The 15162-nt window shown below is 43.4% G+C and carries 11 protein-coding genes; 1 reads left to right on the forward strand and 10 read right to left on the reverse strand.

What is annotated here, in order from left to right:
* Positions 1-69: 69 nt before the first annotated feature.
* From AC0NJP_RS12995 to modA, 9 genes are all read right to left on the reverse strand, one after another.
* Complete coding sequence (locus AC0NJP_RS12995; RefSeq protein ID WP_474700069.1) at positions 70-3324, reverse strand: DEAD/DEAH box helicase; 3255 nt, start codon at positions 3322-3324, stop codon at positions 70-72.
* Positions 3325-3337: 13 nt separating this feature from the next.
* Complete coding sequence (locus tag AC0NJP_RS13000) at positions 3338-4201, reverse strand: pyridoxamine kinase (protein ID WP_474700070.1); 864 nt, start codon at positions 4199-4201, stop codon at positions 3338-3340.
* 67 nt (positions 4202-4268) lie between these two features.
* Positions 4269-5321 carry an HD-GYP domain-containing protein gene (locus AC0NJP_RS13005; RefSeq protein ID WP_474700071.1) on the reverse strand — a complete coding sequence of 351 codons (1053 nt, stop codon included), beginning with the start codon at positions 5319-5321 and terminating at the stop codon, positions 4269-4271.
* Between the two features lie 141 nt (positions 5322-5462).
* The gene (locus AC0NJP_RS13010; RefSeq protein WP_474700072.1) at positions 5463-8336 is read right to left on the reverse strand and encodes a PAS domain S-box protein; all 2874 of its coding nucleotides are present in this window, start codon (positions 8334-8336) and stop codon (positions 5463-5465) included.
* A gap of 105 nt (positions 8337-8441) precedes the next feature.
* The gene (locus AC0NJP_RS13015) at positions 8442-10424 is read right to left on the reverse strand and encodes a methyl-accepting chemotaxis protein (protein WP_474700073.1); all 1983 of its coding nucleotides are present in this window, start codon (positions 10422-10424) and stop codon (positions 8442-8444) included.
* Between the two features lie 187 nt (positions 10425-10611).
* Positions 10612-10815, reverse strand: a complete 204-nt coding sequence (locus AC0NJP_RS13020) for a TOBE domain-containing protein (RefSeq protein WP_474039445.1) — start codon at positions 10813-10815, stop codon at positions 10612-10614.
* A 189-nt stretch (positions 10816-11004) separates the two neighbouring features.
* Positions 11005-11673 (reverse strand): ATP-binding cassette domain-containing protein, encoded by a 669-nt coding sequence (locus AC0NJP_RS13025; protein ID WP_474039446.1) that lies wholly within the window; start codon positions 11671-11673, stop codon positions 11005-11007.
* A complete protein-coding gene (gene modB / locus AC0NJP_RS13030; protein ID WP_474700074.1) occupies positions 11673-12356 on the reverse strand; it encodes a molybdate ABC transporter permease subunit in 684 nt (227 codons plus the stop codon). Before modB ends, AC0NJP_RS13025 begins: the two co-directional genes overlap by 1 nt.
* Positions 12357-12376: 20 nt before the next feature.
* A complete protein-coding gene (gene modA, locus AC0NJP_RS13035; protein WP_474039448.1) occupies positions 12377-13180 on the reverse strand; it encodes a molybdate ABC transporter substrate-binding protein in 804 nt (267 codons plus the stop codon).
* 260 nt (positions 13181-13440) lie between these two features.
* Between modA and AC0NJP_RS13040 the strand changes: the two genes are divergently transcribed.
* On the forward strand, positions 13441-14376 hold the full coding sequence (locus AC0NJP_RS13040; RefSeq protein ID WP_474700075.1) for a substrate-binding domain-containing protein: 936 nt from the start codon (positions 13441-13443) through the stop codon (positions 14374-14376).
* A gap of 21 nt (positions 14377-14397) precedes the next feature.
* Here the strand turns inward: AC0NJP_RS13040 and AC0NJP_RS13045 are convergent, their stop codons facing one another.
* A complete protein-coding gene (locus AC0NJP_RS13045) occupies positions 14398-15141 on the reverse strand; it encodes a hypothetical protein (RefSeq protein WP_474700076.1) in 744 nt (247 codons plus the stop codon).
* Positions 15142-15162: the final 21 nt, after the last annotated feature.

A 15162-nucleotide genomic window follows, 5' to 3' on the forward strand; every position in this document is an offset into this window, starting at 1 on the left:
AAAATGGAAAAGCTGTTTCTTCTTCTAATCTATGCTAGACTATTTGCCCTGTCAAGTAAAAGGTTCTCGCTAAGAGAACAATTCCCGCAATTCGTCTTCCGTCAACTTGCCAAGAAACGTCTCCCCTACGGCAAGAACATCTGAAACCATTTCTTTTTTCTTTAATTGCAGTTGGAAAATTTTTTCTTCAATAGTATTTTGCGTAATCAGCTTATAAACTTGCACAAAGCGCTGCTGACCAATTCGATAGGCCCGGTCTGTAGCCTGATCTTCTACCGCGGGATTCCACCAAGGATCACAATGAATCACCATATCAGCGCCAGTTAAATTCAAACCAGTTCCGCCCGCTTTCAGCGAAATCAGAAAAACTTCCTTCTCCCCCTGATTAAACGCTTCCGTAAGGGAAAGCCGTTCCGCTGCTTTCGTCGCTCCATCCAAATAAAAATAATCAATCCCTAGTACCTCTAATTCCGCCTTCAGCAAATGCAGCAACGCTGTAAACTGAGAAAATACGAGCACGCGGTGCCCACTGCTTAAGGCTTCCTGTAATAATTCTTTTAACAAACGGATTTTTCCACTACCGCCTTGATAATTTTCTAAAAACAAAGATGGATGACAAGCAATCTGTCGCAGTCTTGTCAATAAAGCTAAAATTCGCATATGACTTTTTGCCAAGCCTTGCGAACTTAGCTCCGCTTCAATTCCCTGCCTTGCTGCCACCAGCCAAGTAGCATAAACCTTTTCCTGCTCACTTGTCATCTGACAAAGCAAACGACTTTCCAGCTTGGGCGGCAATTCCGGCAAAACCGTTTCCTTCATCCGCCGCAGGATAAAGGGTTTGATTTTACGTCGCAACTGTTCACCAATCTTCTGATCTCGTTGTTGCTGCAACGGCATTTCAAACCGACTGGCAAATTTCTTATAAGTCCCCAAATAACCTGGCATCAGAAAATCAAAAATCGACCAGAGTTCGGTAAGGCGATTTTCAATCGGCGTCCCTGTTAAGGCAAAGTAGCTAGAAGCTTGAATTTTTTTCGCTGCCTTGCTATTTAAAGCTTGGGGATTTTTTATATTTTGCGCCTCATCTAAAATACAATAATAGAACTTCTTTTTACTATACAGTTCGATATCCCGTTTTAGCAAACCATAAGAGGTAATCAATAAATCAGCCGTTTCACTACTCAAAAGCAGTTCTTCTCGTTCCGTCTTCGCCCCAGCAATGACCTTAACTCGCAAATCAGGCGTAAATTTTGCAGCTTCCTCCTGCCAATTATAGAGCAGCGAAGTAGGCGCCACAACAAGCGACGGATAAGGCGAGGCTTGCCGCCTTGCTAGTAGAAACGTCAGAACTTGCAGCGTTTTTCCCAGCCCCATATCGTCAGCTAAAATTCCGCCAAGACCATAATCAGCTAAAGCCATAAGCCAGGAAAACCCTTTTTTCTGATAATCACGCAGCGTTCCACTTACACCGTCAGGAATCGAATAAGCAGCAACGCTTTTCCGTTGTAACTGGGCCGTCATCTCTGTAAGCAATTGATCTTTTTTTAAAGCAAAATCAGGGTGATTTTCCTGAAACTCATCTAAATACAAAGCCCAATACTTCGAAAGCTTCGTAAGCGGCCGCATTACATCGCTTTGCCGTAGTCCCAGTTCGCTAATAAGCTCAGCAACAGTCTGAAAAGAAGCATCCTCCAAAGAAATAAAGGCGCCATCAGGCAAGCGATGATAAGAACGTTTTAGCTTATAGGCCGCTAACAGCGATGCCATCTCACTGGCTGAAAAATTACCATAGTCAAAAGAAAATTCCAAAAGATCCGTTGTTTGATTCAAGCGAACTGTCGCACCAAACTGCGTTGGCTTTAATTCCATAGTTTGAAATTCCTGCGAAAAAGAGACTTTAGCCATCTGTAGCAAAATAGCTAGACCCCGCTGCAAAAAAGAATACGTTTCGCCCTCGTCGCTTAGTACAAAAAGCCCCTCTTGCGCATTAAATTTTTGTTTTGCAAAAAACCCCAGCAAATTTTGCTCCGCCACAAAATCGCGAATCAACAGACGTCCGTCAGACAGTTTAACGGGAAAGGTTTCCGTCAGTGGATTGCAGACATAGTCACCATATTGAAAAAGCACGCTGGCACTCATCCCTTGACCATAGCGGTCCAAGGACACGAGCTTTGCTAAAGGAAGACGTTCAATTTGTTTAACAAGCTGTGGCGAAACATTCACAGTGGCTATACTCTGCAGCGTTGGCGCCAAAATCCCGAAAAACTCAGAGAAATCAATGCGATCAATGGCAACCTCACTTTGACGACTGCGACTAAAGCTATCCAAAACAGGGCTTAAGATTTTCGCAAACTCCTGGTCAACTAAGTAAATCGCATGATTATAGTAAAGAATCTCGCCGTTTTGATCTAGTTTTTCAATGATTTCTGTGGCACTTTGCCAAGCAAGACGCAAGCCGCTTGCCGTCGGTTCCACCACAAAAGCAATAGGAGGCCTGCCAGAAGTAACCGTTACGCTTTGTTCATCCTGACGATTTAGAGAAACGAGCAATGTTTCACCCACTTGAAGCTCTAAAAAACGGCGAAGCTGAAAATCCGTAAAATGACAAAACCGTGCTTCCGCGAAAACAGCACTTAAAGAACTGCCATACTGCCAAGCTGACCGCTGCATTTCTTCTCGATACAGATTGAGTAAAAATTCAACAATTCGCCGAGACTTCAGCTCAAAATCCATGAGCGAACGAATCGTCAGCGACTTTCCTACCAAAAATTCTTCTGTTTGTAACAGACTCTGCAAACATTGGAGTAAATTCTTAACAATATATAAACGGTCATGTCCCATACTAAGCTGCAGCAGCGCTTTCTTGCCACTGACGCTACCTTGTATTGATAAATGGGGAATCACTTTAACAGTTGCCACTGCTTGATCTGACCCAAAGGCGGTTTCAATCCGCTCTGAACTATCCCGGCGAAAATGCTCTAGAAGCTGCTGGGCTGGCGAAACCGCCGCAAAAACAGACGAACTTTTCGAGAAATAGTGAGCCCAGCCCGCCTGAATCGCCTTTAATACGGCTACAATGTGCTTACAGGCGCCATCATACGCCGCAAAAGCCGGGCAGGTACATTGACAATCATGCATTTCCTGATGACGATCAAATTCAATGGCAACTTCATAAACTTGCTCGCCGCGCACCTGCGCCGTAAACACTCGTTTATCAAAACTGAAGCGAAGTTGTCTCACTCTCCCTTCATGAAAATAGCTAATTCCCTTGGTAAAGGTACTATTTTGTGTAACCATCGCCTGAATTTTTCCTTCTGTCAGCATAGCACCGTCCCTTTCACTGGCCTTCGACTGGCTCTTGCAGCAAATAAGGCAGCATTTTTTCCAGCAACACGCCTTCTCGGCGCGGCGTTTGGGCCTCATAGGTCTTCTTCACAGCCAATTCTACAAACTGAATGGCCTGATCCATCGCCTCAGACAACGATTTTTGCGCTAAAAGCTGGCCTAACAGCAGGCTAGCAAAAAGATCGCCTGTACCAGGATAGGAGACAGGAATCCGTTCGCTAACCTTCTGCCAAAATTCCCCTGACACGCTATCATAGCCAGCATTCAGAAGTTTTCCACCAGCTAAAGGAATTCCCGTAATAACAACCTTATGCGGTCCAAATTGGCTGAGAGCAATAAGCCACTGATGAATTTTCTCGGGTGTACTCATAGGTGTTTCATAAGCTTCTTTAAGTAAAAAACAAGCTTCCGTATAATTTGGCGTAATAACATCCGCTTGCTGCACTAAGCGACGCATATGTTCCTGCATGGATTTCGTATAAGGAGAATAGAGCTTCCCATCATCGCCCATTACTGGGTCGACTAGAATCAACGGGTTTGTGGCAGCAAAGCGATCAATCGCTGCTAAAACGCCATCAATCTGCGCTTCTGACGCCAAAAACCCACTATAAATCGCTTCGAAAGAAACTTTTTCTTGCTGCCAGCTTGCAGCAAACGGGGAAATATATTCCGTAAAATCGCAGGAGGCAATATGAGAAAACCCGCCGAAATGGCTGCTAAGAATTGCTGTAGGCAAGGGGCAAACTTGAATCCCCATCGCTGACAATACTGGTATAATTACGGTCAGAGAGCAACGTCCAATGCAAGATAAATCATGAATTGCCGCCACTTTTTTAATATTACTGTTCTGAGTCATAGTATGCGTCAGTCTCCTTTGGGCAAGAAATAAAAAGACACAAAGCTTCTTGCTCTGCGTCTCTATGTTAAAAAATAAAATCGACAATATTAAGATCTTTTTGCCGTTCTAGTTCGATGCAGCGACCATCAATTGTCTGTACGATTGGTTGAACTAACGGATCATTTAAATATATCACTTTGGCAATCGCACCATCACTTAATTCAACGAGAGATCCAACGAGAGCCTTCTCGGTACTGGCAATCAACGCCAGACAAGCTTCACTGTCAAGGCGTCCGTACATTTCTTTAAGCAATTCTCGCCTTACGACAAGCGGCGATAAAGCCCGTTGATAGACACGATGGGATGTCATAGCATCATAAACATCAGCAACAGCAATAATCTTGGCCATAGGCGATATCTGAGTATCTTTAAACTTACAAGGATAACCGCTGCCATCACTGCGCTCATGATGTTGTAAAATGGCTGTTTTAATTGAACCCGGCATATCATCTGTACCCACTAAGAGCTCATAGCCAAACATTGAATGTTTTTGCATGATAGCCATCTCCGCCTCAGTTAAACGGTCCGGCTTATTCAATATTTCAAGCGGAATGCGCGCCTTGCCAATATCATGAAGCAAGCCAGCAATAACAAGTTCTTTAATAGTTTCTTTACTTTTGCCAAGACATCGCCCAATCACGCCAGCAGTCACAGCTACGTTAACACTATGACGAAAAGTATAATCATCATGAGAGTTAATAATATGAAGATAGCTGAAAACGCCGGGAACACTGAGTAGCGAAGCAATAATTTGATCAGCCAGACAAGATATTTGACACATTGGCACACATTGAAACTGGCGAGCTTTATAAAAAGCCTCTGCCATGGAAGTGGTAATTTTCCGGTGCTCTTCTACAAATAAATTCTGCTCATTCTGTAGAATTACAGGAGGGAAAAACAACCTTTCTTCAAACACGGACAACTCTTGAATACCCAGCAAACTCAATCTACGAATCAAAGAGTCGGTCAAAATAGTTTCTTCTTCCAGTAATACCATTCCAGTTTCCATATAAAGAGCTCGCGCAAGACGCATGCCAGGCTGAACTTGCGAAATGAAACATCGCTTGATTCCGGACAAAAGAAAATGCCTCCTCTTCCAATAAATCGCTAACGAAAGATATCTTATCATACTTCGACAAAGCATACAAAAACGCTAAAAAAAGCATCAAAAAAATTACTTTATGTACATTAAATATTATAAAATTTAAAAGATTGACCGTCAACGCTTATTCCATGTTTTTCCTGTCTCCATCGGCTTATTTATGTTTTTTTTCACGATGCGGCAAAAAATAGCGACTAAAGCTGGATCAAACTGTGTTCCCGCATTTTTTTCGAGTTCCTGAAGCGCCGCTTCCAAACTTTTCGCCTTGCGGTAAGGCCGATCATGAGTCATGGCATCAAAAGCATCAACAATCATAAGCATTCGACAAGGTAAAGGAATCGCGTCTTCCTTCAACCCCAGCGGATAGCCCTGTCCGTTCCACCACTCTTGGTGCTTTAAAATCAAGTCAGCAACTCCCGTTAACTGAGGTGCCGCTAAGGCAATCCGATAGCCAATTTCACAGTGTTGACGCATAATCATCCATTCCTCGTCGGCCAGTTTATCCGTTTTAAATAAAATACTGTCAGGAATACCTACTTTACCAATGTCATGAAAATAAGCGAGTAAGCGCAATGTTTCGATCTCTTGCTCAGGCAGCTCCAGCTGAATTGCAAAATCCATAATGAGTTTCTGCATTCTGTCGCCATGACCATCCGCAATAAAATCACGTTTCTCCAACGCTTTAATCAAGAAGTTAATAATCATTAGCCGAACTTCTTTTTGCCGATTCATTTTTTCCCGATACATATTATTGTCGGCTTCTTTAAATAGAGCAACCATATCTAAATTTTGTTCCTGGCTTACAGCAAATCCCATGGACAGGCTTAGCGGAACAACCGGTTCCGCTTCATTATAAGCAGCAATTTGCCGCCGAATTTTTTGGCAATGCCCTTCATATACACCAACAGATAATTCGGGCAAAACGACAGCAAACTCATCTCCGCCAATTCTTGCCACCACATCATGACAACGAAAAGCATTCTTTAAGATCGCTGCTACATCTTTTAAAATCAAATCACCTACGGCATGGCCTAACGTATCATTAATCAATTTAAGACCGTCAACATCAAATACAAGAATCCCCGCTCCACCCTTACGATCCCGTTGAAAACGCTTCATTTCTTCTTCAAAAAAAGCCCGATTGTAAAGATCCGTTAGCGCATCATGAAGACTCAAATACTCCAGTTCTGATTGCATGCGTTTACGATCAGTAATATTACGGACAATCACCAGAACCTCCGCCTCACCGCTCGCGGCAATGCGAAACTCATACTCCTCCAGTTTACCGCCAACATAAAAAGCCTTTTCGAAAGTTTGCGCTTTTTTCAAATCAAGGGCCTGTCCAATTTGCGTCAATAAAGCTACTGCTACATCAGCTGGAAAAATTTCAAAAATGGTTTTCCCGATCAGAGTTTGCGGCAATAAATAAGGGTCAGATTTTGGAGCGATAAACCGTACCAATGTACCGTCCCGCCCTAGCACGAACAATGGGTCTGGAATTGCCTCAAGCAAAGCCTGCATACTTTCCTGGGATTTTTTCAAAATAAGCTCTTGTTCTTTTCGCTCTGTGATATCGCGAATAAAGCTCATCACCCTGAATTTATCTTCTATTAAAATTTGTTTTAAATTTACTTCTAGCCAAATCATTGATCCATCGTGGCGTCGTTTTTGCCATTCAAACAACTGCGGCCCATACTGCGCGGCTTTTTGCAACCATCTTCTGAGATCCGCACGACTATAAGGCGGGGTACCTGTACCAATTTCGCCACTTTGACCTGCTATAAATTCATCATAACTATAGCCATATAATTGGCAAGCACGTTCGTTTACATCAACAATCTCACTCGTCAAGGAATCATGAATAATAATTCCATCATTAGCAGCCTGAAAAATAGTACGGTAGTTCTGTTCGGATTGTTTTAGAGCCGCTTCCGTTTTTTTATGCTCTTCAATCTCTTGCTGAAAAGAATCTAACAACGCTACATTATCAATGGCAATCATCGCAAGATCAGCCATCTGTTGCAAAAGCGACAGTTCAAGATTCGTTAAATAACCGCGTTGCTCGGAAAAAGCTAATCCTAAAATAGCGAAAACTTTTTTCTCCCTGATAAGGGGAACCTGCACAAAGCCGTAGCAATGGTCATAAACTTTCTGCGGTAACCGCTCTAACCAACTGCGATAATTGTATACAAGCGCTAATTTTCTCGTTCGATAAGCCTGACCAACCAAACCGTGAGTCAGCGAAATCTGGTCAGGAAATTGAACAGCTACCTCGCCTAAAACTATCTTTTTGCGAAATATCTGCTGCTGCTCATCAACTAAATAAATCCAGCTATCAAAAGTATGAAGCAACTGATTCGTTTTGGCCGCCATCATTTGCAACAATTCATCCATAGTCCGGCGCTGCATTAGGCTCACTGCCACATCATGAAGCGCTGACAGAACCATATTCTGATGATAAATTGCCTCATCACGTAACATGAGCTCCTCAAATTGCTGACGGAGTTCTTCTTCTGATGCGACAAGTTCCTCATGAGTAGCCGAAAGCTCTTGATTCGTTTTGCTTAGAGCTTCGCTGCGCTGAGCCAATCTTTCTTCCAAAAGAATTGTTTCTGTAATATCGCGCACGACGCTAACAAGAGCTACCTTGCCGTCAAAGAAAATAGAACGGGAATTCACCTCGACGGGAAAAATTTCGCCATTAGCACGGCGATGTTGCGCACGAAACAAAATCCCTTGTTGCGCCGCCTGTCCCATCTGCTGCCAAATGACACTTCTGGAATCAGCCGCACGCAACTCTTCAATTGACAATCGATAAAACTCGCTTAAGGAATATCCATAAGCCTTTAAAGCAGCTTGATTGCCATAAAGAAGACTCCCATTTTCCGCCACAACTAAGATGATATCCCTAGCTTCTTCCATAACGGTCCGGTAAAAGGCAGTCTCTTCTTCTGTAGTGACATCAGGAAAGCGCTTTTCTCTACCGACCATGTTTCAGCCTCCAAATCGAATCTTCTATATTTAGACATATTCTTCACGTTTCAAGGTCTTAAGTCCTGCTTTTGAAAAAATTTAATCTTTCACCTAGCACTTTGCCTATTTCACACGAAATTTTTCAATCGCTTCTTGCAAAGAACCAGCTAGTTCGGCAAGCTGCCTGCTTGATGCTGCAATGTCCTCCATGGAATCGGCCTGCCCTTGAGCCGCTGCCGAAACATTGTCCACTTCCTTCGCGGTTTGATTCCCCACTGTAGCAATCTGGCCAATCTCGCCAACTAATTGATGACTCGCCGCTACAATCGCGGCAATTTCTGCTGAAACAGCCTGTATCTCTGCTGATAATGCCACAATGGAGTCCATGATTTCTTTAAAGGCGCTGCCTGTTAAGGCAACAATGCGAATTCCCTCTGTTACAGCACCGGCACCTGTTTCCATGGCCGCAACGGCCTGATCCATATTATTCTGATTCTTTTGGATTAAAGCGGCAATCTGCTGTGCCGCTAAATCGGATTCTTCCGCTAAGTGGCGTACTTCCTCCGCTACGACAGCAAACCCTCGACCTTGCTCACCAGCTCTGGCAGCTTCAATCGCAGCATTTAAAGCAAGCAAATTGGTCTGGCCGGCAATAGTAGAAATAACGCCAATAATTTTTGTAATTTCAGCAGATCCGGCAGCCAATTCGCCAATTGCATTCTGAACCGTTTGCGTACCAGCGCCGATTTGTTCCATTTGCCTGGCTGTAGTTTCTACTGTTTGTCGTCCTTGCTCCGCTTGATTTGCCGTTTCTTGGGCTATGACAGCAGCCCCTTGCGTTTTACGAGAAATCTGTTCAGTGCTATCGGCAATTTTCTCCGCTACATTTGTAATATGATTGACCGAATCAGCCTGCCGCTTCGTTCCTGCGGCAATCTGATCGACCGCCTTTGCCGCTAAAGCGGCGCCCTGGGCGGATTGGTCGGCTGTAGCATTTAGTTCCTCGCTAGAAGCAGCCAGCGTACCCGTCATCGTATCAACCCGAAAAACCAAAGACCGCAAGGCTTCCACCATATGATTAAAGCTTTCGGTCAAAAGACCAATCTCATCGCGTGAAGTCACAGCTGCTTTTTGCGTCAAATCACCGCGAGCTACTTGTTCCGCCGTATTAACAAGCTTATGGATTGGTTTTGTTAAGTTTTTTGCAAACCAAATTGTTAAACCAAGACAAATTACCAAAACTACTAACGCTATAGCCACAATAGTATATATCATTTTCGCGCGGCTCGCCGCTAAATCGGCACTATCTCGTCCAGCAAAAAGAACGCCAATCACTTTTTGGTCCTGCCCCACTAAGGGCATATAGGCAGTTATATAATCCTTACCCAGAATTTCCGCACGACCTTTATAAACCTTACCTTCTTTTAAGACAATAGAAGCTACTTTTTCACTTAGCTTTGTACCAATGACCCGTTTTCCTTCATTTATGATCGTCGTAGAGATTCGTTGGTCACCTAAAAAAATCGTATTATCTACATGAAACATCGTTTTGACACGATCTACAATCTCTTCCCGATTGGCATCGTAGCCTGGTGTAATCACGCCAACAATTTTACCTGCGCTGTTTTTCACTGGCACACCGGCTCGTACAGATAAGGGAACTACAGTACCAGGTTCCACTAAGGCCGACACAGTTCCGCTCAGCGCGAGCTTTACATTGTTTTGGTTAAAGACACTGTCACCAGTCTTTGTATCATGCGTTCTGGCAATGACAAGCCCCTGTTCATCAGAAATCGTAACAGAGTCAAATTTTGCACTTTTGGCGATGGGGGTAATCAGCTGACGTAAGGCCACTGCATCTTTCTTCTCAACGGCCTCAATGATTTGCGGTTGCTGCGCTAAAATCACTCCATAATTTGTAACCTTTTCTTTATACTCATCAAGTACGCTATTTAGTCCTTCCATTCCCAAAACGACTTGTTGTTCATAATCTTTTTCCATATCATTCGAGAAATACGTTACGGCCGGTATGGTTACTGATAAAACGGCTACTAAAATAAAAGCAGTAATATACACGATCATCTTCTTTTGAATTGTCAGCGCCATACTGTTCACTCCCTTTATCCAAAACCTTATTGAGTAAACAATTCGTCGATTTTTGCTGCATTACCTGCAAAGAGTAAAATTTTTCAAAGGCTCAAGTAAATGATTGTATACAAAGAAACAGAGCTGTACATCCAGCTCTGTTTCTGCGTCGGCCAAGCGATTTAATTCTTTGTTTTTAAAGTCCCCTTTATTTTAAAACCATCATTTCTGTTGCTTTCACTAATGCGGTTACTTGATCGCCTGGTTTTAAATCTAACTCTTCCACGGAATCCACGGTAATTGCAGCAACAAGTTCACTCCCTTTATAATCCATAACAACTTTTGCCATAACCGCGCCTTTAACAACTTCCTTCACTGTAGCTGCTAGTTTATTTCTACCACTAATTTTCATACAATCCCCGCCTTCTTTTATTCGTTTTAAGCAGAAAAAAACAGAGCTTAAGAAAGAAATCTAAGCTCCGTTGCTCACTAAATAGTGGATCTGCTTCTATAGTATTATAAATAAGCACATTTGTCCATATTAAAAAAATCGCAATAAATGAAATTTGAATAAAAACTGTATCATGGTAATTTTTTTACATTATCCTTGCCTCACGGCAGCACCCATAGCGGAAAACGCAACTTGGCGCCCTTGTTCCATAAATAAAATGCGGTCGCCAAGCGCTTCTGCCTCGGCAGCGTCGTGAGTCACTAAAATAAAAGGAATGCTCCAAAGCTGCTGCATCCGTTTCAATTCTTCCTGCACTTCGGCGCGACTCTTCTGATCAAGGGCTGAAAGAGGTTCATCGAGCAGCAGAATTTCCGGTTGAGCCATGAGAGAACGAGCCAAGGCGACTCGCTGCTTCTCGCCTCCGGATAACTGATGAATCGCCCGTCTCTCTAGCGAATGAATCCGTAGTAAATCTAACAGGTTTTCATATAATTCTTGTGCCTTTATCTCTGTCTCTTTTACACCATACCAAATATTCTTCTTTACACTCATATGCGGAAATAAGGCATAATCCTGAAACATATAGCCGATATTGCGCTTGCGTGGCTGCACAGAAACCTTAGCCTCACTATCAAAAAACACCTTTCTTGCAGAAATAATTTTCCCCTTATCCGGCTTAGTAAGACCCGCAATGCAGCGCAGCGTTGTCGTTTTGCCGCACCCCGAAGGACCAAACAGCACTAGCGTTTCCTGGTCTACCGAAAAATTCACCTGCAGCGTAAAATCGGCCAATTTCTTTTCAACTGAAACTTCCAGCATTAAAATCCCCCCTTAAAGGGCATCGCAATTTGTTTGGCATGAGACCACAAATTTAAAGCAAAAATCAATAAAAAAGTCATGCCGCTAATGAGCAGAACATACAGACCAGCTGTCGATAAATCATTACTTTCCGCCGCAAAATAAATCGCTAGCGGGATAGTTTGGGTCTTACCAGGAATATTACCTGCAACCATAATGGTTGCGCCAAATTCGCCCAATGCCCGCGAAAAAGAAAGTACCATGCCAGCTACGAGACCATGCCAAGCCAAAGGAAGCGTAATCGTGAAAAAAACCTTAAGTTCACCAGCGCCTAACGTGCGAGCTGCATCTTCCAGCCGCATATCAATATTTTGCAGCGCCGCTTTGGTACTTTGATACATCAAGGGAAAAGCAACAACCATTCCCGCTAAAACAGCGGCGTAAGGCGTAAAGATAATCTGTCCCAGACCATATTCGGCCATGAGTCGCCCGATCGGCCCCTGACGCCCGACTAGGAGCAACAGCAAAAAACCCGTTACGACAGGCGGCAACACCAACGGCAAGGCAAAAACAGCCTCAATCGCAGCTTTGCCAGGAAAACTCCAACGCCGCATTGCATAAGCGGCGGTAACGCCGAAAACTAGAACTAAGATCAAAGAGCACAATGCCACTTGAATCGAAAGAATAATTGGCTGCCAATTCACGATTTTCAAGCACCTTTCCGCTATTTACTCATCGTAAAGCCGTATTTTTCAAAAACAGCAGCGCTTTCTGGCGTAGATAAATAAGCAAGAAAATCAGCTGCAGCCTGACTTTGCTTCGTATTCGCCAAAATCGCTACAGGATACAAAATTGGTTTATGGCTTCCCTCGGGCGCTGTTGCTGCGATTTTCACTTTCTTACTGGAAGCGGCATCGGTCTTATAAACAATCCCAGCTTCGACATTCCCTGTTTCCACATAAGCTAAAACAGTCCGTACATCTTTTGCCAAAACAAGTTTGCTGCTTAATTGGTCCCATAAGCCCAGCTTTTTGAAGACTTGCTGCGCATAGTCGCCAGCAGGTACAACAGACGGTTCACCAATTCCAATTTTCTGTACCTTGTCATTCGTTAAATCTTCGTATTTTGTAAGGGAAAGCGAAGAATTTTCCGGTACAATCAATACAAGTTTGTTTTCTACTAAGTTTTTACGTGTTCCTTGACTCAGTAAATTCTTTGCGGCTAAATCATCCATTTGTTTCGGTGCCGCTGAAATAAAGAGATCTGCTGGGGCTCCTTGCTCAATCTGTTTTTGCAATGAACCTGACGCGCCCAAATTATAGAGTAATTTTACATTAGGATGCTTTGCCTGATAGTTTGTTTGAATCTCTAGTAGCGCATCTTTTAAGCTCACCGCTGCCGATATATTCAGCTCTACTGGCGCGGGCGCCTGTACCGCCGGCGCTTCTTTTTTTTCTGAACCACAGCCGACTGTAAAAATCATAGTCGCCAGTATCAGACTTGCCATTACGATCCACTTCTTGTTCATACTCATCGCCTCCGTAAATGTACTATAAAATAAAAAATCAAGTAACTGCCGCCTGTCAGCGTACAAGTTACTTGACACAACAGCGTATCATAACTTAACGAATATAAGTGAATTCAATGATGTAAATTTGAACAAAACCAAACATAACTAAACATAACCAAACTAAAACTACTATGGCATAATTATAGTATTTGTTATAAGATAATTGCAAGAACTTTTTATAATAATTTGTTTTACCGATCAAGAATGGAGTGACTTATATGGCAGAATCAATCTCTTATACGCCAGAAGAAGTGGCAAAGATCCTAAAAATATCCCGATTTACTGTCTATGAAATGATTAAACGCGGTGACTTGCCCGCCTATCATATTGGCCGCAAAGTGCGAGTGGAAGCTCCTGACTTAGAACAATACATCCAAAAATCAAAAACAGCACCGCCGCTTCTATCAACTGATTCGGCGACGCTGCCTGTTTCGACTGCAAAGAATGAAAATCAGTTCATTCTTTGCGGTCAAGATCTTTTGCTTGATATTCTTATAAGGCACTTAGAAAAACAGCTGCCAAGCTGTCGCTGCCTACGCAACTATGCTGGCAGCATGGAAGGTCTGCTTGCCCTCTATCGCGGCAAAGCCCATGCCGCGACCTGCCATCTATGGGACAGCGATACTGATACATATAACCTACCTTACGTTCGCCGTCTCTTGCCAGGCCAAGCAACTCAAATTATTAACCTCGCCTGCCGTACTGAAGGATTTTACGTTGCCAAAAACAATCCCAAACAAATTGCCGACTGGGGCGATTTAGCCAGAGAAGATATCCGCTTTATCAATCGTGAGCCAGGATCGGGCGCTCGCGTTCTACTTGATGAAAAGCTGCGTCTCTTAAAAATAGCTACGGAATCTGTTCACGGCTACGAACAAGAAGAAACAAGCCATCTTGCCATTGCTAGCGCGGTTGCCCGCGGCGAAGCCGATATCGGTCTTGGCATTGAAAAAACAGCGCTCCAAGTAGAGAAAATTTCCTTCATTCCTCTCCACCTAGAACGCTATGATCTCGTAATACGAAAACGCGATATTGCCAAAAGTGAATTTCAAATTCTTATCGCAATCTTGCGCTCTAAAGAATTCCAAAAAGAACTAACAGGTATGGGCGGCTATGATTTAACCTATACGGGACAAATCATGGCCGAAACCTAAGATGTTCTTTATATTGTTTAGTTAGCGCCATAGAGTAGACAAATCATCCGTACCATATTTTGCTTTGGCTTTTTTCATTAAATCCTGCGGCGCTACATCGGCAATTTTATCAATAGCCGAGCCTGATCCAGTTAATTTCCAGCCATCATTGCGCCGCGTCAATTCAAAGGCGCTTGCGGCGATTTCAGAGCCGTCAGACCAGCGAATTTCTTTGCCAAGGCCGCGTGTATAAACATAATATCCCGTAATCGACATCGAATCAGCCGAAAGAATTTCCACATAGCGCAAGGTAAAACCGCCATAGCCGCCGATCCAATCCATAAATTGCGCTGGAGCTAACGACCGCGATTCTACATCGACATTTTGAAGTTTCGCCAGATTCTTCTCATTAAAAGCATCCATACGCTGCTGAAGTAGATAGATAGCCGTTCGCTCGCCTTTTGGTAAATCTGGCGATAGCGAGTGAACATTTTTCAATTCCACAACTTTCCCCCACATAATGGAAGTAAAGGTGTCGTCTTTGGGCGTTGCCGTAAATGCAATGACAGCGCCTTCCTTACGAAACTGGCGTGGCAAATTAATCGGCTGATATTTGATTCCGTCATCGCCTAAAATACCAAACATTCCATCTTCCGTAGCTAAATAATGTACTTCGCCTGTACGAAAGATTGCCGCTGGCGTCGCTGCTGAAGTGACAGGAAACTGGCCAAAAAAAAGAGCCATTGCTAATAAAACAAGAAACTTTGCACAAATGCGCTGAAACAAACTATCCATCTCCTATTAGAA

The organism is Pelorhabdus sp. sgz311002, assembly GCF_056134285.1.

Bases quoted from the DNA above. Each gene is read 5' to 3' on its own strand.
- AC0NJP_RS13020 (WP_474039445.1), bottom strand. From the start codon at position 10,815: ATGAAAATTAGTGGTAGAAATAAACTAGCAGCTACAGTGAAGGAAGTT.
- modA (WP_474039448.1), bottom strand. From the start codon at position 13,180: ATGAACAAGAAGTGGATCGTAATGGCAAGTCTGATACTGGCGACTATG.
- AC0NJP_RS13025 (WP_474039446.1), bottom strand. From the start codon at position 11,673: ATGCTGGAAGTTTCAGTTGAAAAGAAATTGGCCGATTTTACGCTGCAG.
- AC0NJP_RS13010 (WP_474700072.1), bottom strand. From the start codon at position 8,336: ATGGTCGGTAGAGAAAAGCGCTTTCCTGATGTCACTACAGAAGAAGAG.
- AC0NJP_RS13000 (WP_474700070.1), bottom strand. From the start codon at position 4,201: ATGACTCAGAACAGTAATATTAAAAAAGTGGCGGCAATTCATGATTTA.
- AC0NJP_RS13015 (WP_474700073.1), bottom strand. From the start codon at position 10,424: ATGGCGCTGACAATTCAAAAGAAGATGATCGTGTATATTACTGCTTTT.
- AC0NJP_RS13040 (WP_474700075.1), top strand. From the start codon at position 13,441: ATGGCAGAATCAATCTCTTATACGCCAGAAGAAGTGGCAAAGATCCTA.
- AC0NJP_RS12995 (WP_474700069.1), bottom strand. From the start codon at position 3,324: ATGCTGACAGAAGGAAAAATTCAGGCGATGGTTACACAAAATAGTACC.